Annotated in this window: 19 protein-coding genes and 1 pseudogene; 11 read left to right on the plus strand and 9 right to left on the minus strand. The window is 70.8% G+C overall.

Features of this window, described 5'->3' with window-relative positions; all coding sequences use genetic code 11:
• The first annotated feature begins 79 nt into the window (after nucleotides 1-79).
• From ACH35V_RS38080 to ACH35V_RS38105, 6 genes are all read left to right on the plus strand, one after another.
• On the plus strand, nucleotides 80-652 hold the full coding sequence (locus tag ACH35V_RS38080; RefSeq protein ID WP_395979738.1) for an RNA polymerase sigma factor: 573 nt from the start codon (nucleotides 80-82) through the stop codon (nucleotides 650-652).
• A complete protein-coding gene (locus tag ACH35V_RS38085; RefSeq protein WP_395979739.1) occupies nucleotides 649-1,341 on the plus strand; it encodes a hypothetical protein in 693 nt (230 codons plus the stop codon). The genes ACH35V_RS38080 and ACH35V_RS38085 overlap by 4 nt, the downstream gene beginning before the upstream one ends.
• 90 nt (nucleotides 1,342-1,431) lie before the next feature.
• A complete protein-coding gene (locus tag ACH35V_RS38090) occupies nucleotides 1,432-1,869 on the plus strand; it encodes an acyl-CoA thioesterase (protein WP_395979740.1) in 438 nt (145 codons plus the stop codon).
• Nucleotides 1,866-2,462 carry a GNAT family N-acetyltransferase gene (locus tag ACH35V_RS38095; RefSeq protein WP_395979741.1) on the plus strand — a complete coding sequence of 199 codons (597 nt, stop codon included), beginning with the start codon at nucleotides 1,866-1,868 and terminating at the stop codon, nucleotides 2,460-2,462. The genes ACH35V_RS38090 and ACH35V_RS38095 overlap by 4 nt, the downstream gene beginning before the upstream one ends.
• A gap of 116 nt (nucleotides 2,463-2,578) precedes the next feature.
• Nucleotides 2,579-2,800 carry a hypothetical protein gene (locus ACH35V_RS38100; RefSeq protein ID WP_395979742.1) on the plus strand — a complete coding sequence of 74 codons (222 nt, stop codon included), beginning with the start codon at nucleotides 2,579-2,581 and terminating at the stop codon, nucleotides 2,798-2,800.
• A gap of 162 nt (nucleotides 2,801-2,962) precedes the next feature.
• A complete protein-coding gene (locus ACH35V_RS38105) occupies nucleotides 2,963-4,369 on the plus strand; it encodes a S28 family serine protease (RefSeq protein WP_395979743.1) in 1,407 nt (468 codons plus the stop codon).
• A gap of 105 nt (nucleotides 4,370-4,474) precedes the next feature.
• On the opposite strand, the gene ACH35V_RS38110 is transcribed toward ACH35V_RS38105, so the two are convergent.
• The 4 genes and pseudogenes from ACH35V_RS38110 to ACH35V_RS38125 all read right to left on the minus strand — a co-directional run bounded on the left by ACH35V_RS38110 (nucleotide 4,475) and on the right by ACH35V_RS38125 (nucleotide 8,135).
• Entirely contained in the window at nucleotides 4,475-6,034 is a 1,560-nt protein-coding gene (locus ACH35V_RS38110; RefSeq protein ID WP_395979744.1) for a glycoside hydrolase family 13 protein, read from the minus strand.
• A gap of 68 nt (nucleotides 6,035-6,102) precedes the next feature.
• Nucleotides 6,103-6,468: pseudogene (locus ACH35V_RS38115) on the minus strand (globin); the annotation flags it as partial.
• A gap of 76 nt (nucleotides 6,469-6,544) precedes the next feature.
• Nucleotides 6,545-7,546 carry a mechanosensitive ion channel family protein gene (locus tag ACH35V_RS38120; RefSeq protein WP_395979745.1) on the minus strand — a complete coding sequence of 334 codons (1,002 nt, stop codon included), beginning with the start codon at nucleotides 7,544-7,546 and terminating at the stop codon, nucleotides 6,545-6,547.
• Nucleotides 7,547-7,853: 307 nt separating this feature from the next.
• Nucleotides 7,854-8,135 carry a hypothetical protein gene (locus tag ACH35V_RS38125; RefSeq protein ID WP_395979746.1) on the minus strand — a complete coding sequence of 94 codons (282 nt, stop codon included), beginning with the start codon at nucleotides 8,133-8,135 and terminating at the stop codon, nucleotides 7,854-7,856.
• Between the two features lie 373 nt (nucleotides 8,136-8,508).
• On the opposite strand from ACH35V_RS38125, the gene ACH35V_RS38130 reads away from it, so the two are divergent.
• Entirely contained in the window at nucleotides 8,509-10,155 is a 1,647-nt protein-coding gene (locus tag ACH35V_RS38130; protein WP_395979747.1) for an XRE family transcriptional regulator, read from the plus strand.
• Between the two features lie 5 nt (nucleotides 10,156-10,160).
• A complete protein-coding gene (locus ACH35V_RS38135) occupies nucleotides 10,161-10,772 on the plus strand; it encodes a GNAT family N-acetyltransferase (RefSeq protein ID WP_395979748.1) in 612 nt (203 codons plus the stop codon).
• 313 nt (nucleotides 10,773-11,085) lie between these two features.
• Here the strand turns inward: ACH35V_RS38135 and ACH35V_RS38140 are convergent, their stop codons facing one another.
• On the minus strand, nucleotides 11,086-11,877 hold the full coding sequence (locus ACH35V_RS38140; protein ID WP_395979749.1) for a class I SAM-dependent methyltransferase: 792 nt from the start codon (nucleotides 11,875-11,877) through the stop codon (nucleotides 11,086-11,088).
• Nucleotides 11,874-13,973, minus strand: a complete 2,100-nt coding sequence (locus tag ACH35V_RS38145) for a prolyl oligopeptidase family protein (protein ID WP_395979750.1) — start codon at nucleotides 13,971-13,973, stop codon at nucleotides 11,874-11,876. The genes ACH35V_RS38140 and ACH35V_RS38145 overlap by 4 nt, the downstream gene beginning before the upstream one ends.
• A gap of 275 nt (nucleotides 13,974-14,248) precedes the next feature.
• Here ACH35V_RS38145 and ACH35V_RS38150 point away from each other — a divergent pair, with 275 nt between their 5' ends.
• The gene (locus ACH35V_RS38150; RefSeq protein WP_131967410.1) at nucleotides 14,249-14,758 is read left to right on the plus strand and encodes an HNH endonuclease; all 510 of its coding nucleotides are present in this window, start codon (nucleotides 14,249-14,251) and stop codon (nucleotides 14,756-14,758) included.
• 273 nt (nucleotides 14,759-15,031) lie between these two features.
• Nucleotides 15,032-15,250 carry a zinc ribbon domain-containing protein gene (locus ACH35V_RS38155; RefSeq protein ID WP_395979751.1) on the plus strand — a complete coding sequence of 73 codons (219 nt, stop codon included), beginning with the start codon at nucleotides 15,032-15,034 and terminating at the stop codon, nucleotides 15,248-15,250.
• Here ACH35V_RS38155 and ACH35V_RS38160 read toward each other — a convergent pair.
• The 3 genes from ACH35V_RS38160 to ACH35V_RS38170 all read right to left on the minus strand — a co-directional run bounded on the left by ACH35V_RS38160 (nucleotide 15,247) and on the right by ACH35V_RS38170 (nucleotide 18,659).
• Nucleotides 15,247-15,597, minus strand: coding sequence for a DUF1330 domain-containing protein (locus ACH35V_RS38160; protein ID WP_395979752.1), 351 nt, complete (start codon nucleotides 15,595-15,597; stop codon nucleotides 15,247-15,249). The two genes, ACH35V_RS38155 and ACH35V_RS38160, sit on opposite strands and share 4 nt — an antisense overlap.
• A gap of 82 nt (nucleotides 15,598-15,679) precedes the next feature.
• Nucleotides 15,680-17,542, minus strand: a complete 1,863-nt coding sequence (gene ilvD / locus ACH35V_RS38165; protein WP_395979753.1) for a dihydroxy-acid dehydratase — start codon at nucleotides 17,540-17,542, stop codon at nucleotides 15,680-15,682.
• 388 nt (nucleotides 17,543-17,930) lie between these two features.
• On the minus strand, nucleotides 17,931-18,659 hold the full coding sequence (locus ACH35V_RS38170; RefSeq protein WP_395979754.1) for a nuclease-related domain-containing protein: 729 nt from the start codon (nucleotides 18,657-18,659) through the stop codon (nucleotides 17,931-17,933).
• A 362-nt stretch (nucleotides 18,660-19,021) separates the two neighbouring features.
• On the opposite strand from ACH35V_RS38170, the gene ACH35V_RS38175 reads away from it, so the two are divergent.
• The gene (locus ACH35V_RS38175; protein WP_395979755.1) at nucleotides 19,022-20,446 is read left to right on the plus strand and encodes an amidase; all 1,425 of its coding nucleotides are present in this window, start codon (nucleotides 19,022-19,024) and stop codon (nucleotides 20,444-20,446) included.
• Nucleotides 20,447-20,472: the final 26 nt, after the last annotated feature.

The raw sequence follows: 20,472 nt of genomic DNA on the forward strand, positions 1-20,472 counted from the left end.
CCCGAGGAGTCCCCGTGTTCGAGTCGCTGTCGTGGGAGGTCGCCGTGGTCGTCACGTCCACCGGCTGGGGAGCGGCGCGGTGAACGCCGACCCCGCCGACCCCGCTGACCGGGCTGACCGGGCCGACCGCGAGACGCTGTCGTCGTTCCCGGTGTTCTACCGCCACTGGATGCCGCGCATCACCGGCTACCTGCGGTCTCAGACGTCCGACGGCCGCTGGGTCGAGGACATCGCGCAGGAGAGCATGCTCGCCGCGCGGCGCCGATGGGACGAGCTCGTCACCTACGACAAGCCGGGCGCCTGGCTGTTCCGGGTCGCAACGACCATGTTGCGGCGCTGGCAGGCGAAGGCGCGCGAGCAGTGCACGTCCCTCGACGACATGATCACGCGCGGGGGCGCCGGGCCGCCGAGCGCCGGTGCGCGGGGCACGGACGGCCGGCTCGACCTGATGGACGCCGTCCGGAGCCTGCCGCGCCGCCAGCGGGAGGCCGTCGCGCTGCACTGCCTGCTGGAGTTCCCGATGCCGGAGGTCGCCCGGATCCTCGACATCAGCGAGGGCTCGGCGAAGACCCACGTGTACCGGGCGCGCAGGCGGCTGGAGGAGCTGCTGCTCCGCGAGCCGGCGGCGGTCGAGATGGAAGGCCGGAGATGAACCTGGACGCCGTCCTGGACGCCGCCGCGTCCGCCATCGCCCGGATGCCCGAGGCCGAGTTCGCGGTCGGCTTCGCGCGGCTGGAGGAGGAGTTCCGGCGGCAGCGGTTCGACGACATCGCCGGCGCGCGCCACGCGGCGTTCGTCGACTCCCTGGACCTGGACCGGGCCGCCTACGCGCTGGGACGCCGCCACGACGCCGACGGGAACCTGGGCGAGGCGGCCCGCTGGTACCGGGTCGCGGCCCGGAGCGATCACGCGGACGCCGCGCTCCGCCTCGGCCGGACGCTCGACCTGCTCGCCGACCGGTGCGCGGCGACCGGTCCCTACAGCGTCCAGCGGGAGGAGCTGCACCTGATCACCGAGGCCGCGCAGGCGTACGCGGAGGCCTACGCGGCGGGCTACACGGAGGCCGCCGACCGGATCGACGAGATGCTGGCCGCGTTCACGCGCAGGCAGCGGTTCCCGGAGCGCCGGCAGCCGGAGTCCGAGCCCGACGCGGACCGCTGCGCGCGCGTCCGCGACTTCGTCCCGGCGAACGGCGTGCTCACCGACGAGGAGATCCAGGAGCTCAGCCGGCACGCGGCGCAATGCATGTCGTGCCTGGAGGACTTCGTCGACCTGGTCCGCGCGGCGGCGTCCGCGACCCCGTCGGGAGCGCTGGCCGACCCGTTCGCGCCGGTCCAGTGACGGGCGGCCCCTGGGGGAGGGGCCGGGGCCGGGGAACCTACTGCCGGTAACATCGAGCCGGACAGGTTCCCCGTACCCCCAGGCGAGGACATGCAGCAGAACGACCTGCCCGCGGCCGAGTTCCGGCACGTCTACGAGTTCCACATCCGGTTCGGCGACATCGACTCCCAGGGCCATGTGAACAACGTCAAGTTCCTCGGCTACCTGGAGGACGCGCGGCTGGAGATGTTCCACGGCGACCCGGTCCGCAAGGGGGAGAAGCCGGTCCGCGGCATGGTGATCTCGCGGCACGAGATCGACTACCGGCAGCCGCTGCTGCCGACCGTCTACCCGATCCGGGTGGAGACGTGGGTGACCGAGGCCCGCGCCGCGTCGTTCACGCTGGCCTACGAGGTGCGGGACGACGCGAACGTGTACGCCGAGGCCACCTCGACGCTCGTCGCGTTCGACCCGGAGACGCACCGGCTGCGCCGCTTCACAGCGGAGGAACGGGAGTTCATCGGACGCTACACGGCGCCCACGGCATGACTGCCCTCGCCGGCCCCCCGCCCCCGCTGGACGACCGCCTCCAGCCGGGAGTGCGGCTCCGCGTCGTCCAGATGGCGGACGCGGAGGCGCTCGCCGCCCTTTACGAGGCGAACCGCGAATACCTGCGCCCCTGGGAGCCCGCACGCGACGACTCGTACTTCACCGTCGACGGGCAGCGCGACAACCTGCACGCCCTGGTCGAGGCGTACGCGACGGGGGACATGTGGCCGGGCGTCATCCTGCTGGACGGTGCAGTCGCCGGACGGATCACGCTCAACAACGTCCTGCGCGGCCCACTGCAGACCTGCTTCGTGGGGTACTGGGTTGCGCGCGCGCGAGCCGGACGCGGTGTCGCGACCGAGGCGGTCAGGCAGGCGCTGGACGTGGCGTTCGACGGCCTCGGCCTTCATCGCGTCGAGGCGTTCACGAGGGTCGACAACCATGCGTCCCAGCGCGTCCTGGAGCGGAACGGCTTCACGGCAGTGGGGACGGCCCGCCGCCACATCCACGTGGACGGACGCTGGCACGACGAGCGATTCTTCGAGCGCCTGGCCCCCTGGGACGACGGCATCGCCCTGACCCCGCCCACCTGACGCCCGCGTGCACCCCGCGTGCACCCCGTGTGCACCCTGCTTGACGCTGTCTAGCGATCATTCTTACCGGGTATTACCGGAAAGAAGTAGTTCGTCCTCGCCAGAGAAAGCGTCACATGTCCCCCTATCTCGCCGCGTGGATCTTCTGGATCCTGATGTTCTTCGCCATCGAAATGCCCGCCGTGCTCAACCGGCAGCCGGGCGACACGCTCTCCGAGCTCGTCTGGAACGTCTTCGCCATTCGCGGCAAGCCCCTCGGCTGGCAGCTGCGCCGGCTGGCCCTCGTCCTCGGGCTCGGCTGGCTGGTCGCCCACTTCCTCACCGGTGGTGCCATCTGACCGTGTCCTCCCGGACTGACCGGGTGACAACCGAGCCGTCACGGATAGATAACAAGCACTGCAGCAATCCGTTTTCGGCCCACTTCTCGCTCTAGTGTCGCGACGCGAATGTGGAGATCCCACGTGGAAGGGGCACAAATGCGGCGCGTCTCACGAGGAGCGATGGCACTGCTGCTCGCCGCGGGAGTGACCGGAGTCGGCGCCACGACGGCGCAGGCGGTCACGGACCGGGCGGACACTGCCCAGACAGGTACTGCCCAGGCCGGCGACGTCCTTGACCGGCTCAAGGCGATTCCCGGAATGCAGGTGACGGAGAAGACCTCGACGTTGCCCGGCTACCGCTGGTTCTGGCTCGAGTACAAGCAGCCGGTCGACCACCGCAACCCCAGGGGGCAGTGGTTCGAGCAGCGCATCATGCTGCAGCACAAGTCGACGGACCGGCCCATGGTGCTCTACACCAGCGGTTACAACACGCCGGAGGTGATGTTCACGTCCGAGCCGACCGCGCTGGTCGACGGCAACCAGATCTCGCTTGAGTACCGTTACTTCACCCCGTCCCGTCCCGAACCCACGGACTGGACGAAGGACAACATCTGGCAGGCCGCGACCGACGAGCACCGGCTCATCCGTGAACTGAAGAAGATTTACAGCACCAAGTGGATTTCGACGGGCGCGAGCAAGGGCGGCATGACCGCCGTCTACCACAAGCGCTTCTACCCGCATGACGTCGACGGCAGCGTCGTCTACGTGGCCCCCAACGATGTGAACAACGACGACGACCGCGCCTACGACGCGTTCTTCAAGAACGTCGGCGACGACCCCAAGTGCCGCGCTCACATCCAGGCCCTCGCGCGGGAGTTCCTCGAACGCCGTCCCGCCATGCTCAAGCGCTTCAAGGCGGCCGCGGACGAGGGCGGCTGGACGTTCGAGATCCTGCGCACGCAGGACCGCGCGTTCGAGAACTCGGTGATGGACTACGAGTGGGCGTTCTGGCAGTACAGCCTGCAGTCCGACTGCGCCGCGCTGCCTTCGCTGGACGCCTCCGACGACGACCTCTACAAGTCGCTGGACACCATCGCCGGTCTCTCGTTCTACAGCGACCAGGGCCTCGCCCCGTACGTCCCGTACTACTACCAGGCGGGCACCGAGCTCGGCTGGCCCTCGCCGAAGTTCAAGCACCTGCGCCCGCTGCTGCGGTACGAGAGCAGCTACCAGCCGCGCACCTACGTCCCGAGCGACATCCGGATGCGTTTCGACCACGGCCGCGCCATGCGCGACATCGACGGCTGGGTGCAACGGAACGCGAACCACATGCTGTTCCTGTACGGCTCCAACGACCCGTGGGGCTCTGAGCCGTTCCGCCTCGGGCGCGGCAGCCGCGACTCGGCCGTGTACACCGCGCAGGGCCTGAACCACAGCGCACGCCTCATCGACAAGCTGTCCGCCGACGAGAAGGCAAAGTCGATCGCGTTCGTCAAGCGCTGGGCGGGCGTCGAGTCCGGCGTGCAGACGCTCAAGACCGGCCCGTTCGCCGACGACCCCCTCCAGCTCCAGCGCCCGCCGCTGTAGCGAACCTGCTGCAGCGACGCGTTGAAGCGACCCGTTGTAGCGGAACTTGCGGTGTGCCGTGCCGTGCGCTGACCCCTGGCACGGCCGGCACACCGCATCCTGCTTTCAGTCAGTGGTGAGCCAGGCGGCGGCGTTGCCGGGCAGTAGGTCGTCGTCCAGGGGAGCGCTGGTCAGCAGCGGACGGCCAGGCGGGAGGCGCAGCGGGTTCTCGCCGCAGTTGAGCGCGCACGTGAGCGGGCCGCGCCTGAAGAACACGGCCGTGTCGGGGGAGTCGAGCCACTCCATGTCCTCGGGCAGAGCGTCCCGGAGGTGGCGGCGCAGGGCCAGCGCCTCGCGGTAGAACGCCAGCATGGAGGACGGGTCGGACGACTGCGCCTCGGCGGTCATGGACGCCCACCCGTCCGGCATCGGCAGCCATGGACGGACGCCGTCAGGCGAGAACCCGTAAGGCTCCGCAGTGCCCGCCCAGGGGAGCGGGACCCGGCAGCCGTCCCGTCCTACCCGTTGCCCGTTCGTGCGTTTCCAGATCGGATCCTGTCGCGCCTCATCGGGAAGGTGGGTCACCTCTGGCAGGCCCAGTTCCTCGCCCTGGTACAGGTACGCCGACCCGGGGAGCGCCAAGAGCATCAGCAGCGCCGCCCTAGCCCGTGCCTGCCCGATGCCAGGGGCACCCTCTGGCTGCTCGTACCGGGTGACGTGGCGAATGGCGTCATGGCTGGACAGCACCCAGGTCGGTGCGGCTCCAGTAGGGGCGACGGCCTTTATCGCGGCTGTCGCCACGTCGCGGAACGCCGGCGCTGACCACGGGGCGAGTTGCAGGTCGAACTGGAAAACCTGGTGCAGCTCGTCTGGACGCAGGTAGCGCGCGAGGTCTTCGGCTCCGTCCGTCCATACCTCGCCTATGGCCATGCGGTCGCCGTCGTACTCGTCCAGGATCTGCCGCCACTTCCGGTACACGTCGTGGACTTCTGGACGGCCGTACATGGGTCCGTTCAGTACGCGGGTGCCTCGTCCGTTCAGGTCGGGGTAGGAGTCGTCCTTGAACAGGCCGGCGGCCACGTCGATGCGGAAGCCGTCCACGCCGCGGTCGAGCCAGAAGCGCAGGATCTCCTCGAACTCCCGCCGCACCTCGGGGTGGCGCCAGTTGAAGTCCGGCTGCTCACGCGCGTACAGGTGCAGGTACCACTCGCCGTCGTCCACCCGCGTCCAGGCCGGGCCGCCGAACGAGGACGGCCAGTCGTTCGGCGGCCCCTCCTCGCCTGGCCTCCCCGAGCGGAAGATGTAGCGGGCGCGTTCGGGCGACCCGGGCGGCGCGGCGAGCGCCTGCTGGAACCAGGGATGCCGGTCGGACGAGTGGTTCGGGACGATGTCGACGATCAGCCGGAGGCCGTGCGCATGGACGTCCTCCACCAGGGCGTCGAAGTCGCCGAGCGTGCCGAACCGCGGGTCGACGTCGCGGTGGTCGGCGACGTCGTAGCCGCCGTCCGCGAGCGGCGAGGTGTAGAACGGGGTGAGCCACAGCGCGTCCACGCCGAGGTCGCGCAGGTGGCCGAGCCGGGACCGGATCCCCTGGAGGTCGCCCTCACCGTCCCCGTCGGAGTCGGCGAAGCTGCGGACGTAGACCTCGTACACGACGGCGTCGCGCCACCACGGGATTCGCGTCATACAGGGCGATCTACCCGCTCACGCCGGGCCGTTCACCACGCTACGCCGGGCCGTTCACCACGCTACGTCGGGGCGTTCACCATGCTCTGCGCGGCCATCGTGAAGTAGTCCCAGAGCTGCTTCTCCAGATGCTCGGGCAGCTCCAGCTCGTCCACCGCGTCCCGCATGTGCCGCAGCCAGGCGTCCCGCTCGGCGAGGCCGATGACGAACGGAACGTGCCGCATCCGCAGCCTGGGATGCCCGCGCCGCTGACTGTAGGTGGTCGGGCCGCCCCAGTACTGGATCAGGAACAGCCGCAGCCGTTCCTCGGCGGGCCCGAGGTCGTCCTCGGGGTAGAGGGCGCGAAGGTCGGGGTCGTCCGCGACACCCTGGTAGAAGCGGTGCACCAGCCGGTGGAAGGTCTCCTCGCCGCCGACCGCCTCATAGAAGGTCACCTGTTCAGCCATAGCGCCTCCCACCCTATGTGAGAGCCGCCGCGGTCCTCACCTTGATCCCCTACGGGTTGATCCCCTACGGGGCGGGGGTGGCGACCGTGACGCCCGCCTGGTCGAACGACCGCTTGACGCGTTCGCGCAGCTCGCGGGCGATGTCGCCCTGCCTGCCCGGCGCCGTCTTCAGCACGACGCGGATGACGAGGGCGTCGCCCGCGAGCGCCTGCACGCCCCACACGGCCGGGGCCTCCAGGACGATGTCCTTCCACCGCTCGTCCGCGGCCAGCTCGTCGGCGGTGGACTGCAGGATCTCCTTGACCTTCTCGGTGTCCTCGTTGATGTCGACGGGGATGTCCAGGACGGCCCGGCCCCAGTTCTGCGACTCGTTCCCGACCTTCTTGATCTCCCCGTTCGGGACGTACCAGACGACGCCGTCCAGGTCCCGCATCCGGGTGACCCGCAGCGTGACGGCCTCGACCGTCCCCTTGGCGGTGCCGACGTCGATGAAGTCGCCGACGCCGTACTGGTCCTCCAGCAGCATGAACAGCCCGGCGAGGAGGTCCTTGACGATGTTCTGCGCGCCGAAGCCGACCGCGACGCCGATGACGCTCGCGCTGGCCAGGATCGGCGCCAGGTTCAGGCCGAGCGAGCCGAGGATGCTGAACGCCGCCGTCCCCATGATCAGGACGGACGCGATCGACCGCAGCACCGAGCCGAGCGTCTGGGCGCGCTGGGCCCGCCGCTTGTTGAGCAGGGCGGGGCTGCCCTCGAAGACCGTCCGGGACCGTTCCCTGGCCCGTTCGGTCATCGTGCCCTCGGACATCCGCACCGTCACCCTGGTGATCATGCGGTGCGCGATGCTCTTCAGGATCAGCGCGATCACGAACGTGACGACGATCCAGAAGAGGGTGGTGAGGGGCCCGTCGAGCCACGTCGAGAAGAACTTGGTGAACCCGTCGTTGTGCGAGACGTTCCAGACGAGCCGGCACGCGGTGCTGGGCGTCCGGTCCCGGCAGGCGATTTCGGGGGACCCGTCCTGCGCCCAGGGCAGGAGCGACGGCGCGGCGGCGAGAAGTGACATACGGCAGACCCTCCCCGGCCATTGTGCTGCCTGGACGCCTCGCCGTGGACCCGCGGCGGGCTCGGAGCCGATCGTAGGGGACGTTTCCGACCGGTTCGTCCCGAAGTCCGCGAGGTCAGCGAGGTGCCGCGGCACGGCCGGGGAGGGCTGGTCCGGCGAGCGTGTCCCGCGAGGTCCGCGGCTGCCGCGCCGTTCCGGCCACGGCCCCGCGGGACACGCCCGGTCTCGGGGGACGCCGCGAATCAGCAGGCGGCGTCCGCGCTTTCCCGGGAAGTCTGGGGCGGCTCCCCAGGAGTCTGGGCGAGGGTCAGCGACGGAGCGGCTGGAGGACGTGGGCCAGTTTCATCGCGGCGCCGCCCACGTCGTCGACGCGGTGCATGCGCTCGCCCCACGACCACCAGAAGTAGTGGTCCTTGGTCTCCGGGGCCGGCGCGCACGTGACGTCCTCCGCGAGGCTCGCGGCCTCCGGGTTCACGACGCGCAGGAACGCCGGCCCCGAGCGGGTCCTGACGACGCGGGCGACCAGGCCCTGCGTGTCGAGTTCCTGCTCCAGTGCCTCCAGGTAGCCGACGCGTCTGTCGCTGACCACCTTCGCACCCCCTCTGTCGGCGAGTACCGGTCAACTGATCAACTCTGTGAATCCGTTCAGTCACTCGCGGCGAGAATTGCAACTCTCACGGTGCGGGGTCAAGTGACCGTGCGTCCGGCGAAGTACCGGATTACCCCACCTCAGAGGAAGTCCACCCCCCTGCGGAGGAAGAATCTCTACCCACGGGGGGCGGGAGGCACCCCGACCGCCCCCTCTTCGCCGGAATCGCTTGGCGGGCCATGTGACGAGGGTTACGCTGCGTGCGCAAGAGATTATCTGTCGTGGCCAAGACCAGACCGGTCGCCGTGGCCGGGACGATCGCCCTCCCCCGAGGAGACGGCGTCCAGGCCCGACGGTGAGGAGGCCGGAGTCGATGTCGGATCCCCCTCGGAAAGAAACGGACGTGGCTCGCCGGATCCGCGCGCACGCCCTGGCCCGAGGCCGCGGCCCGGTCGAGATCGCGCAGGAGATCCACGAGCAGTGCGGGCCGCTGTTCGGCACCAGCCGCGTCAAGGCGCACAGGCTGGCGCACGGCGTCGCGCTCTCCGACATCGTCGCGCAGGTCAGAGCCCTCTACGAGGTGGACGGCAAACCGCCGCCCCGGCTGGGGGAGACGCTGCTGTCGGCCTACGAGAGCGGCTACAAGAGGCCGGGCCCCGAATACCTGCACTACCTGTGCGCCGTCTACCGGGTGGAGCCCGACGCACTCGACTACCAGAGCCCCTGCATCTGCGGACGCGGTCACGCCGTCCGCCCGGGCGCCGCGAGCGTCCCGAAACCGCGGCCGGCGGAGCGGCACGCGGCATCAGGCCCCGAGGCACTCATCGGGGCGATCGTCACCAGGGCCGAAGAGCGGCCCTGGGCAACTGTCAACGACCTACGGGGCCACAACCGCGCTGACGGCCCCCTGACCATTGATGTGGGAGAGGAGGACATCGTGCTTCGTAGGACCCTTCTGCAACTGCTGGCCGGAGCGGGCGTGGCGCTCGACGGTCAGTTCCTTGGGGCGGTCGACAACCTGCGCCGCAAGATGGACGACACGCTCGTCGGCGCGACCGTCTCGCCGACCATGCTCGACCAGTGGGAGGAGACCACCTACGGCTACGGCCAGCAGTACCAGGCGACCCCGTCCTTGCGGATGCTCTGCGACGTGCTGCTGGACTTCAGCGAGGTGCGGCGCATGTGCGACAAGCGCCAGCCCGTCGAGCTGCAGGAACGGCTCTGCCGGATCGCCGCGCAGCTGTCCGGGCTGTCCGGCCTGATCATGATCAACCTCGGCGACCACCGGCTCGCCCGCTCGTTCTTCCGCACCGCGCGCACCGCCGCCGACGAGACCGGCGACCGGCAGCTGCGCGCCTGGGTGACCGTCCGGGAATCGCTCGTGCCGATGTACTACGGCGACCCCCGCGAAGCGCTGCACCTGGCCCGCAAGGCGCAGGACCTCGCCGGCCGGACCCCCGGCGTCGCCGCCGCGATGGCGCCCGCCGTGGAGGCCCGCGCGCTCGGCATGCTCGCGATGCGCGGACGCGGCGACGCCGCCCCCAGCGCCCGGCGCGCCCTCGTCCGCGGACGCTCGGTGTTCGACCAGCTCTCCAAGACCGACACCAGCGACCTGGTGTACGGGTTCACCGACCGGCAGATGGCGTTCTACGAGGGCGACACGTTCACCAGCCTCGGCGACCACAAGCACGGCGACGAGGTGCTCAGCCACGCCCTGACCCTGTACTCGCCGACCGACCGCGTCGACCTGACCCTCGTGCGCCTCGACCGGGCCATGTGCAAGTTCCACGCCGGCCTCCCGGACGCCGCGCTCGCCGCCGGGCAGGAGGCCATCCTCGACCTGCCGCCCGACCACCGGTCCGACATCCTCGTGCACCGCGCCCGCCAGATCGGCGCGGCCGTCAACGCCAAGCACGGCGAGATCCCCGGGCTGAAGGACTTCACCGAGGCCCTCGCCGGACCCTGGGTGACGAGCCCCACGCAGGGACGCCCGTCCGTACCACCGTCCGAGCAGGTCTGACCCGCATGGGCACCCCTGACAGCACGCCCTGGCAGGAGCACCCCGCCCGCGCCCTCGTCAGGCTCCAGGACGACCCCCCCGCGTGGGGGTTCCGGGAGCTCCGGCTGCGCCGCTACGGCGCCGCGGACCACGCCGCCGTCCTCGCCCTGCACCGCGAAGGCCTCGCCCAGGTCGGTCTGCGCCCCGGCGACGGCGTCTACTACGACCACGACTTCTTCCGCATGGAGGACATCTACCTGCGCAACGACGGCGAGTTCCTCGTCGGCGAACTCGACGGCCGCATCGTCGCCATGGGCGGCCTGCGCCGCGCCGACCTCGTCCCCGGTGGCCGGGCCCGCGCCTACGGCGGCTACGCCCCCGGCGCACCGGCCCTCGACGCCGTCGAAATGGTCCGGCTCCGCGTCAGGCCCGCCGTGCAGCGCCGCGGCTACGGCACCGCCGTCGTCCAGGCCCTCGAACAGCGCGCCGTGGAGTACGGCTACCGCGTCCTGCGCGCCGACACCACCGAACTCCAAGGCCCCGCCCTCGCCCTCTACGCCAAATTCGGCTGGACGGAGACCCGCCGCGAGACCATCGGCGGCATCGTCAACATCTACATCGAGAAACACCTCCGCTGAAGACACCCGAGCCGCGGGCCCGTCCGCCGGTGGCGCGGCCCGGCGGGCACCCGCGGCTCGGGGCTGTGTTTGTTTGTATTTCTCTCCTCCTTCGGGCCCGGGGGCCCTCCATCGTCGAGAAACACGGTGCGATCGCTGGCATCGCTTCGGCTCGCCTGGCGGCTCGCTGCGCGATCAGTTTCTTGCTTCGCTCGAAACTGCCTTCGGACGCGATCGCGGTGGTTTTGGTTGTTGCGGGGTTGCGGCGGCGGCTGGTGTCGCCGCAGTAGTGGGTGCCGGTTGTCGCGCCCGTTGCGGTTGATGCGGCTTCTGGTCAGGGGCGGCTTGCTCCGACCAACTGCATTAGGGGGTAGCGGCGTTGTTTTAGCGACTTGTAGCCGCGGGTGGTTAGGGCCCTTGTGATTTCTTGGTCGCCGAAGACGGTGAAGCCGGTGGTGCGGCGTAGGAGGGTGCTCGCTATTCGGGCTGTGGGGAGCGGGCGGCGGGAGGTGAGGATTATCAGGTGGCCGCCTGGTTTGAGGACGCGGGTCATGCCGTCCAGGGCCGTCCAGGGGTCGTCGAAGAGGTAGAGGGCGCCGAAGCAGCAGACGGCGTCGAACGACTCGTCGTTGAAGGGGAGGTCTACGGCGTCGCCTCGGACGTAGCGGATGACGTCCTGCGTGGTGTCGGCGACGGCGCGGGTGAGCATTGTCTGGGACGCGTCCAGGCCGATGACCAGGCCGTCGTGTCCGACGCCCTCGGCTAGGGCGCGGGTGACGTTGCCGGGGCCGCAGGCCACGTCCAGCACGGTCGCCGGTGGGCGGGCGGCGTAGCCGGGGTGGGAGAGGCCGAGCCAGTCGCGGGCCATGGCGTGCTCGGTCGCGGTGTCCGGGCCGATCGGCCAGCCCTTGGCGAGGTTGAAGCCGATGGGGCGCCACACCCGCTCGTAGATCTGCGGCAGGAACGTCGATTGCATCGCCGACTGCGCGAGCGACGGGGACGGCTTCGCGGACGGGCCGAGCAGGTCGAGGTAGCCCGGTGAGACGTCCGGCTCGGCGGGCGGGTCGCGGAGCAGGTCGAGGACACGGTCCATGCGGGACGGGACGTCCGTCATCGGCGGGATCACCCAGCTATTAGATCACGCGTCAATTCGTCCGGGAGGGTGAGGCCGGTCTGGGCGGCCATGAAGGCGAGCGTGTCCGCCATCAGGGTGATCGAGCGGCTCACCGAACGGCTGCCGTGGCCGACCTCCGGCTCGTCGCGGAGCAGGATCGGCGCCTCGGACGCGGTGGTGTGCTGCAGCGCGGCGCACATCTTGCGGGCGTGCAGCGGGTCCACGCGGGTGTCTCCGGCGAACGTCGTGAACAGGACGGCCGGGTAGGCCGTGCCCGCGTGGACGTGGTGGTACGGGGAATAGCCGATCAGCCAGCCGAACTCCTCGGGGTCGTCGGCCCGGCCATACTCGTCGTTCCAGGTCTCGCCGAGGCCGAACCGCTCGTACCGGGCCATGTCCAGCAGCGGCGCCGAGCACACCACCGCCCGGTACAGCTCGGGACGCTGGGTGAGCGCCGCGCCGACCAGCAGCCCGCCGTTGGAGCCGCCGGAGATCGCCAGCCGGGACGGGGTCGTCAGGCCGTCCGCGATGAGCTTTTCGGCGGCGGCGTGGAAGTCGTCGAACACGTTCTGCTTGCGGTCGCGCATCCCGGCGCGGTGCCACTCCTCGCCCTCCTCGGACCCGCCGCGCAGGTTCGCGACCGCGTACACGCCGCCCGCCTCCACCCAGGCGAGGATGCTCGCCGAATAGGCCGGCGTGAGCGGGACGTTGAAACCGCCGTACCCGTACAGGACGGTGGGGCGCGGGCCGGAGAGGCCGGGCCGGGAGGAGACCAGCATCCTGACCTCGGTCCCGTCCCGGGAGGTGTAGGTGATCTGGCGGGTCTCGATGTCGGGGACCTCGACCGTCCCAGGGGCGGAGGCCCACAGCGTCGTCTCGCCTGTGCGGGCGTCGTAGTGCATGACCGACGACGGCGTGACGTTGTCGGTGTAGCCGAACCACGCCTCGTGGCCGTCCTCGGGGCGCTCGATGATCCCGCCGATCGAGCCCAGGCCGGGGGTGGGGACGGTCCCGAGCCGCGCCCCCGTCTCCAGGTCGTGGACGGTGATCTCGCTGATCGCGTGCCGCATCCACCCGGCGAGGAGGACGGGACGGTCGAGGTCGTCGAGGATCGCGTAGTCGGTGAGGACGGCCTCCGGGTCCTGCGGGACGAGGTCCCGCCAGGTCTCGTAGGACGGGTCGGCGGGGTCGGTGACGCACAGCCGGGAGCGGGGCGCGTCGCGGTCGGTGAAGACGTAGGCGCGGCCGTCGCGTCCGACGCGCAGGCCGGTGGCGGCGTCCACGCCCTCCTGGACGGCGCGCAGCTCCGGCGACCCGGGCGGCGACGCGGACAGGTCGGCGATCCACAGGTCGTTGCGCGGCGCGGTGCCCTGCGACGCGGAGACCGTGAGCCAGCGGCCGTCCCGGCTGACGGAGACCCCGTAGTAGTTGGTCTTGTCCATCCCGTCGCCGAAGATCAGCGTGTCGGTGTCGGGCTCGGTGCCGACGCGGTGCAGGTAGACGCGCCGGTGGTACTGCTCCTCGCCCGCCGGGACGTCCCGCGCGGGCAGCCGCCGCGTGTAGTAGTACGCCTCGCCGTCCGGCAGCCACGCGATCGACGAGTACCGCGCCCGGTCGATCGGGCCCTCCACGCGCTCGCCGGACGCGACGTCCATGACGTACAGGAGCGACTCCTCGTCGCCGCCGGTCGAGATCTTGTACGCCAGGCGGCGGCCCTCCTTGTCGGGCTGCCATCCGTCCAGGGTGGTGGTGCCGTCCGGGTCAAGGGCGATCGGGTCGATGAGGACGCGCTCGGAGCCGTCCGGGCCCGCCGTGTAAAGGACGGGATGCTCCTGGCCGGGCGCGCGGCGCGTGAAGAACCGGCGCTCGCCCCGCCATATCGGCGAGCCGACGCTTCCGGCGCCGAGCAGCTCGCCGAGCCGCCGCCGCAGGGCGTCCCGCGCCGGCAGCGGGTCCATGACCTTGCGGAACAGCTTGTCCTGCGCGGCGAGCCACGCCTTGGTGTCGGCGGCGCCGGGGTCTTCGAGCCAGCGGTACGGGTCCGCGACCCGGTGCCCGTGGAGGTCCTCGACGATGTCCTGGCGCCGCGCGGGCGGATACGGCCTCATACGGTGCACTGTATTGGGCGTTCCGGACTGCCCGTCACGTACACTTCGACCCGCCGCGAACGTCCGTTTGCGTTCGACCGGCCCCCTGAAGGGGGATTATTGGGGTAGCGGACGGCCTCCCTCAGACGCCACACTGATTTGGTCGGTTCGCCCCGGGGAGGTCCTCATGGCGAGTGCGCAGGTACCGGAGACAATAATCGGGCCTCGGTGCGAGGCGCGCCCAGTCGCGCCCGCCGAGGCTACCGAACAGCACAGCCCGGTGGAGGGCGTCTGAGATGAGACAAGTCCTCCTCCTGAACGCGACGTACGAACCACTCACCACGCTCCCGCTCCGGCGGGCGGTCTGCCTCGTGCTTCGGGAGAAGGCGGAGATCGTCCACCATGACACCTCAGGCGCGGTCCTCCACTCGGCGACGATGACGGTCGAGGTCCCCTCCGTCATCCGCCTCCGCCGCTACGTGCGCATCCCGTTCCGGACCCGCGTCCCCCTCACGCGCGCCGCGCTGATGCGCCGCGACAACTTCCGCTGCGTCTACTGCGGCCGCCGCGCCGAGACCATCGACCACGTCCATCCGCGCAGCCGCGGCGGCAAGCACGTCTGGGAGAACTGCGTCGCGTCCTGCATGACCTGCAACCACCGCAAGGCCGACCGCCTCCTCGAAGAACTCGGCTGGACGCTCAGCGTCACCCCCGGCGTCCCCCGCGGCGCCCACTGGCGCCTCATCGGCCTGATCCACGACGGCGACCCCCAATGGGCCGCCTACGTCTCCGAACCCGCTGCCTGACCCCCGGGCCCCGTTGCGACACAACCCGTGACCATGGCTGAGGTCAAGTGACGTCAGGGATCGGATCGAGGGCGCAGCGACACCAGCCACCACCGCAACCCCGCAACGACCAAAACCGTCGCGATCGCGTCCGAAGGCAGTTTCGAGCGAAGCAAGAAACTGATCGCGCAGCGAGCCGCCAGGCGAGACGAAGCGATGCAGCGATCGCACCGCATTTCTCGACGATGGAGGGCCCCCGGGCCCGAAGGAGGAGAGAAATGCTATACAAACAGGGTGCCTCGTTATGACTATCGTTGCCGTGCCTGCGGGTCGACCTTTGAGATCTCCCGTCCGATGATCAACGCGTCCGACCCGGCCCGGTGCCCGGACGGACACGACGACACGGTCAAGCTGCTGTCCACGGTCGCCGTCACGGGCACGTCCCGTGGCACCGCGCCGCCGCCGAAGCCCGCCGGTGGAGGCGGTTGCTGCGGCGGAGGCTGCTGCTCCTAGGCGCTGGCCTGGGCGGTGCGCAGTTTTTCGGCGGTCGCGGCGGCGTCGTAGCCGTCCGGGACGCCGTGTAGCAGGACGGCCGTGCCTTCCATGTGGTCTGTGCGCATGGGCAGGATCGCCTGGTAGGCGTCCGACGCGTACCAGGCGCGGGCGCTGTCGATGTCGGGGAATCCGATCAGCACGAAGCCGCCGTCCACCGGGCCCTCGATGACCTCGGGATTGCTTCCGTGGACGAGGAAGCGGCCCCCGAACGGGTCCATCGTGGCCTGGATGCGGTGCATGTAGGTGAAGACGTCGTCGTGGAGCGGCGGTTGCGGGTGCAGGTGGGCGAGGGCGTAGGCGGTCATCGCGATCTCCTTCGGCGAGTGGTCGGGCATGTCCCACTCTGGTGCCGTGGGGGAATGGAAGCGATTACCTCGGAGGTAGTGCTCAGCCGCTGAGGCCGTCGAGCTGGGAGACGTCGCGGGCCGCGCCGGTGGACGCGGAGGTCGCCATCGCGGCGTAGGCGCGCAGGGCGGCGCTGACGGGGCGGTGGCGGTCGCGGGGACGGTATCCGCCGAGGTCGGCGAGGAGCTTCTCGCGGCGGATCTCGAGTTCGTCGGACGGGACGTCCAGCTCCAGGACCCGGTTCGGGATGTCGATCACGACGCGGTCGCCGTCCTCCACGAGGGCGATGATGCCGCCGCCCGCCGCCTCGGGGGACGCGTGCCCGATGGACAGGCCGGACGTGCCGCCGGAGAACCGGCCGTCGGTGACCAGCGCGCACGCCTTGCCGAGCCCGCGGCCCTTGAGGAAGCTCGTCGGGTACAGCATCTCCTGCATGCCGGGGCCGCCCTTCGGGCCCTCGTAGCGGATCACGACGACGTCGCCGGCCTTGACCTTGCCGCCGAGGATGCCCTCGACGGCGTCGTCCTGCGACTCGAAGACGACGGCGGGGCCGGTGAACGTCCACAGCTCCTCGTCCACCCCGGCGGTCTTGACGATGGCGCCGTCGGGGGCGATGTTGCCGCGCAGGACGGCGAGGCCGCCGTCGGCGGTGTAGGCGTGCTCGACGGAGCGGATGCAGCCGTTCTCGCGGTCGAGGTCGAGCGACTCCCAGCGGGCGCTCTGGCTGAACGCGGACGTGCTCCGGACGCCGCCGGGCGCCGCGTGGAACAGCTCCACGGCCTCCGGCAGGACGTCGGGGGAGCGGACGTCCCATTTGGCGACGAACTCGTCGAGGGACGCGGAGTGGATCGAGTGGGCGGCGCTGTTCAGGAGGCCGCCGCGGTGCAGCTCGCCGAGCAGGGCGGGGATGCCGCCCGCGCGGTGGCAGTCCTCGACGTGGTACTTCCCGGTGGCGGGGGCGAGCTTGCAGACGCAGGGGACGCGGCGGGACAGCTCGTCGATGTCGGTCAGGCCGAAGTCGACGCCGGCCTCGGTCGCGGCGGCGAGCAGGTGCAGGATCGTGTTGGTGGAGCCGCCCATCGCCACGTCCAGGACCATGGCGTTCGCGAACGCGTCGTAGGTGGCGATGTTCAGCGGCAGGACGGACTCGTCGTCGCCGTCGTAGTAGCGGCGCGCGACGTCCACGACGGTGCGGCCCGCGTCCTCGTAGAGGCGGCGGCGGGCGGTGTGGGTGGCGAGGACGGTGCCGTTCCCCGGCAGGGCGAGGCCGATCGCCTCGGTGAGGCAGTTCATCGAGTTCGCGGTGAACATGCCGGAGCAGGACCCGCAGGTCGGGCAGGCGCTCTCCTCCATCTCGAGGAGCTTCTCCTCGGAGAGCGACGCGTCGGCGGACGCGATGATCGGGTCGATCAGGTCGAGCTTGTTGCCGCCCATGACGCCCTCGACCGGCTTGCCCGCCTCCATCGGCCCGCCCGACACGAAGACCGTCGGGATGTTCAGGCGCAGCGCCGCCAGCATCATCCCCGGGGTGATCTTGTCGCAGTTCGAGATGCAGACGAGGGCGTCGGCGCAGTGCGCGTTGACCATGTACTCGATGGCGTCCGCGATCACCTCGCGGGACGGCAGCGAGTACAGCATGCCGTCGTGGCCCATCGCGATGCCGTCGTCCACCGCGATCGTGTTGAACTCGCGGGGCACGCCGCCGGCCTCGCGGACGGCGCCCGCGACGACCTTGCCGACCTCGTCCAGGTGGACGTGGCCGGGCACGAACTGGGTGAAGCTGTTGGCCACCGCGACGATCGGCTTGCCGAAGTCCTCGCGTTCGACGCCGCTGGCCCGCATGAGCGCGCGGGCGCCCGCCATGTTCCTGCCGTGGGTGACAGTGCGTGACCTGAGCGGTGGCATGTGGGTGACCTCTCCAACGTGGGGCGTGCCGTGACGGCGGTCGCCGGCCCCGCGCGTGGTCGGGCGCGGCGGAGGGCGAGTCGCTTCGCTTCGTGCTCGCAGCGGCGGATCGCGGCGCTGCCGCCGGTCCGGCGGAGGTCGTGCGCGGCCGGCCGTGTCCTTCGATGCTACCAACCGCGCGGAGGCATGAAGAAAACGCGGGGGGAGCGTGAAGAAAGCGCGGGAGCATGAAGAAAGCCGGGACGCGTCGTCCCGGCTTCCGTGCGCCGGTGTCCGGCCTTCGCGCCGGTGTGCGGGGCGTACACCGGATCGAGGCCTGTGGTGGGGCGTTGCCCGCCGTGGGGCGTTTGCGAGGCGGCCCGGGGAAGGAGGGCCGCCCGCGATCTGCTCAGTCGGGGTACTTGGGCGGGAGGGCGTCCTCGGCCGCCTGGAAGATCCGCTGGACGTCGCCGTCCGTCAGGATCGTCGGACGGCGGCGCAGGTACGCCCGCGCCCGGTTGCCCGCGTAGACGTCGACGTCCCTGACCCGCATGACCTTCCACGGGATGGACGGCCCGTAGATCGCCACCGAGGGCTGTACCGGCACCTCGAAGCCGACCTTCTCGGCGAGGATGTTGCTCGCCATCTGGGCCTCCCAGCGGGCCTCGTCCAGGCGGTCCTTCTTGTTGAAGGGGCCGTGGAAGAGCTTGAGGTGGGACATGGTGCGCACGGGAAGGCGCTTGTCCCACTTCTCGGAGTCGATGGCGTAGACGCCGCTCGGACCGATCACCAGGTGGTCGATCCGCCCGTCGCTGACGCCGTCGTCGTCGCGCGGCACGGCCCGGGCGTGGAGCACGAGGTATCCGTTGCGCTGCAGGGCCCTCAGCTGCTTCTCGGTGCGCCGTTCCGCGGCCGAGGACTTCTGCCAGGCGGCGACGGTGGAGTCCTTGCGGGACCGGCGGACGACGTCCGCGATCACCGCCAGGACCGCGACGGTGAGGCCGAGACGCCAGCCGAGCAGGACCGAGACGACGACGCCGGCCGCGACGGCGACGCCGACGCGCTGGATCCAGCGGCGCGTCTTCGGGTCGTCGAGCATCGCCGCGGCGGTGCCCTCCTCCTCGGGACGCTCCGTCACCGGAGACTGGTGATGGTGCTCACGCGCTTCCTCCGACACGGTTCCTTCCGACCCCGCTGTTCTCGACCCCGCTGCGTCTGACCGGGCCCGGGGCTGGCCCCTGGCCCCCTGTGTGTTGCCCCGCTCCATGATCGCCATGAGTGACGCTCCGTATTCCTTTCCCATCGGGGGCATGATCCTCCGTGCGCACAGTAATCATCCGTGGGGTTGGCGACTAGTCATGCCGGGTTAATAGTTTTGTCGCCGTCCGTGGGTGATTCACTGACGTGTGGGATGGGTACGTAGGTATTCTTCTCCTTCCGTCGCTGCGGATGTGCTGCCCTCTTTGATGCCCGCGCACACGGCGTCTAGCGTTCCGATTTGTGACACAAACCCATGACCTCAGCGCTACCCGGATGGCAGCGGCCGTCCGCACCGGGGAAGTATCCCCGGTCGAACTCGCAGACCACTACCTGGCCCGCATAGAACGGCTCAACGAGCAGGTCGGCGCCTACGTGACGGTCACCGCGGAGCGCGCCCGCGACGAGGCGCGCCAGGCGGAGAAGGCCGTGCAGGACGCCGCCGACCCCGCGGACCTCCCGCCGCTGCACGGCGTCCCCGTCCCGGTCAAGGACCTCAACATGGTGGACGGCGTTCGGTTCACGATCGGGTCGGGCGTGTACGCGGGCCTGACCGGGTTCGCGGACGACAACGTCGTCACCCTGCTGCGGCGGGCGGGATCCGTGCTCCTCGGCAAGACCGCGGCGCCCGAGTTCGGGCTGCCCTGCTACACGGAGGGCGACCTCGGGCCACCGGCCCGGACGCCCTGGGATCTGTCCAGGTCGGCGGGCGGTTCCAGCGGCGGAGCGGCCGCGGCGGTCGCGTCCGGGCTGGCCCCGGTCGCGCAGGGCAGCGACGGCGGCGGCTCGATCCGGATCCCGAGCAGCGCGTGCGGGCTCTTCGGGATCAAGCCGACCCGCGGCCGGATCTCGCAGGGACCCGTCATCCCTGACCTTTTCGGGCTGTCCACCAACGGGCCCATCGCCCGGACCGTCGGTGACGCCGCGCTCCTGCTGGACGTGATGGCGGGCCGCATGCCCGGCGACCTGTACGCGGCGCCGCCGGTCGAGGGGACGTTCGCGTCCTACGCGGGACGCCCGCCGGGACGGCTGCGGATCGGGCGGAGCCGGGAGCCCGCCGTGCCGGGCGCCGTGGTGCATCCCGACTGCGTCGCCGCCTACGACGCGGCGTCCGAGCTGCTGGTAGAGCTGGGCCACGAGGTCGTGGACATGCCGCCGGTGTTCGGGCCGGACCTCGTCCCGCATTTCGAGACGCTCTGGGCCGTCATGGCGACGATCACCCCTGTCGCGGGCGACAGCGAGCACCTGCTCCAGCCGCTGACCCGCTGGCTCCGGTCCCGCGGCGAGGCGACGACCGCGCCGCAGGTCTTCCAGGCCCACGCGGCGCTGCAGGGCGCGCTGCGGGCGGCGTTCCCGGTGATGGACGAGTTCGACGCGATCCTGCATCCGACGCTGGCCGAGCCGCCCGCCCCCGTCGGGTACTTCCACGACCAGGAGCCCGCCGAGAACTTCGAGCGGCAGAAGCGCTTCACGCCGTTCTGCGCGATGTACAACATCTCCGGCCAGCCTGCCGTGAACGTCCCGCTGCACTGGAACGACGACGGCCTGCCGATCGGGATCATGCTCGCGGGGCGACTTGGCGGCGAGGGCACGCTGATCTCGCTGTCCGCGCAGCTTGAGGAGGCGCGTCCCTGGATCGGCCGCACGCCCGGCATCTGGACGGCGTGACCCCGGCGCGGCGGGGCATGGTGCAG

This window comes from Actinomadura sp. 1N219, assembly GCF_044326405.1.
Taxonomy (GTDB): domain Bacteria; phylum Actinomycetota; class Actinomycetes; order Streptosporangiales; family Streptosporangiaceae; genus Spirillospora.

Bases quoted from the DNA above. Each gene is read 5' to 3' on its own strand.
- ACH35V_RS38085 (WP_395979739.1), top strand. From the start codon at position 649: ATGAACCTGGACGCCGTCCTGGACGCCGCCGCGTCCGCCATCGCCCGG.
- ACH35V_RS38090 (WP_395979740.1), top strand. From the start codon at position 1,432: ATGCAGCAGAACGACCTGCCCGCGGCCGAGTTCCGGCACGTCTACGAG.
- ACH35V_RS38095 (WP_395979741.1), top strand. From the start codon at position 1,866: ATGACTGCCCTCGCCGGCCCCCCGCCCCCGCTGGACGACCGCCTCCAG.
- ACH35V_RS38100 (WP_395979742.1), top strand. From the start codon at position 2,579: ATGTCCCCCTATCTCGCCGCGTGGATCTTCTGGATCCTGATGTTCTTC.
- ACH35V_RS38105 (WP_395979743.1), top strand. From the start codon at position 2,963: ATGGCACTGCTGCTCGCCGCGGGAGTGACCGGAGTCGGCGCCACGACG.
- ACH35V_RS38110 (WP_395979744.1), bottom strand. From the start codon at position 6,034: ATGACGCGAATCCCGTGGTGGCGCGACGCCGTCGTGTACGAGGTCTAC.
- ACH35V_RS38120 (WP_395979745.1), bottom strand. From the start codon at position 7,546: ATGTCACTTCTCGCCGCCGCGCCGTCGCTCCTGCCCTGGGCGCAGGAC.
- ACH35V_RS38130 (WP_395979747.1), top strand. From the start codon at position 8,509: ATGTCGGATCCCCCTCGGAAAGAAACGGACGTGGCTCGCCGGATCCGC.
- ACH35V_RS38135 (WP_395979748.1), top strand. From the start codon at position 10,161: ATGGGCACCCCTGACAGCACGCCCTGGCAGGAGCACCCCGCCCGCGCC.
- ACH35V_RS38145 (WP_395979750.1), bottom strand. From the start codon at position 13,973: ATGAGGCCGTATCCGCCCGCGCGGCGCCAGGACATCGTCGAGGACCTC.
- ACH35V_RS38150 (WP_131967410.1), top strand. From the start codon at position 14,249: ATGAGACAAGTCCTCCTCCTGAACGCGACGTACGAACCACTCACCACG.
- ACH35V_RS38160 (WP_395979752.1), bottom strand. From the start codon at position 15,597: ATGACCGCCTACGCCCTCGCCCACCTGCACCCGCAACCGCCGCTCCAC.
- ilvD (WP_395979753.1), bottom strand. From the start codon at position 17,542: ATGCCACCGCTCAGGTCACGCACTGTCACCCACGGCAGGAACATGGCG.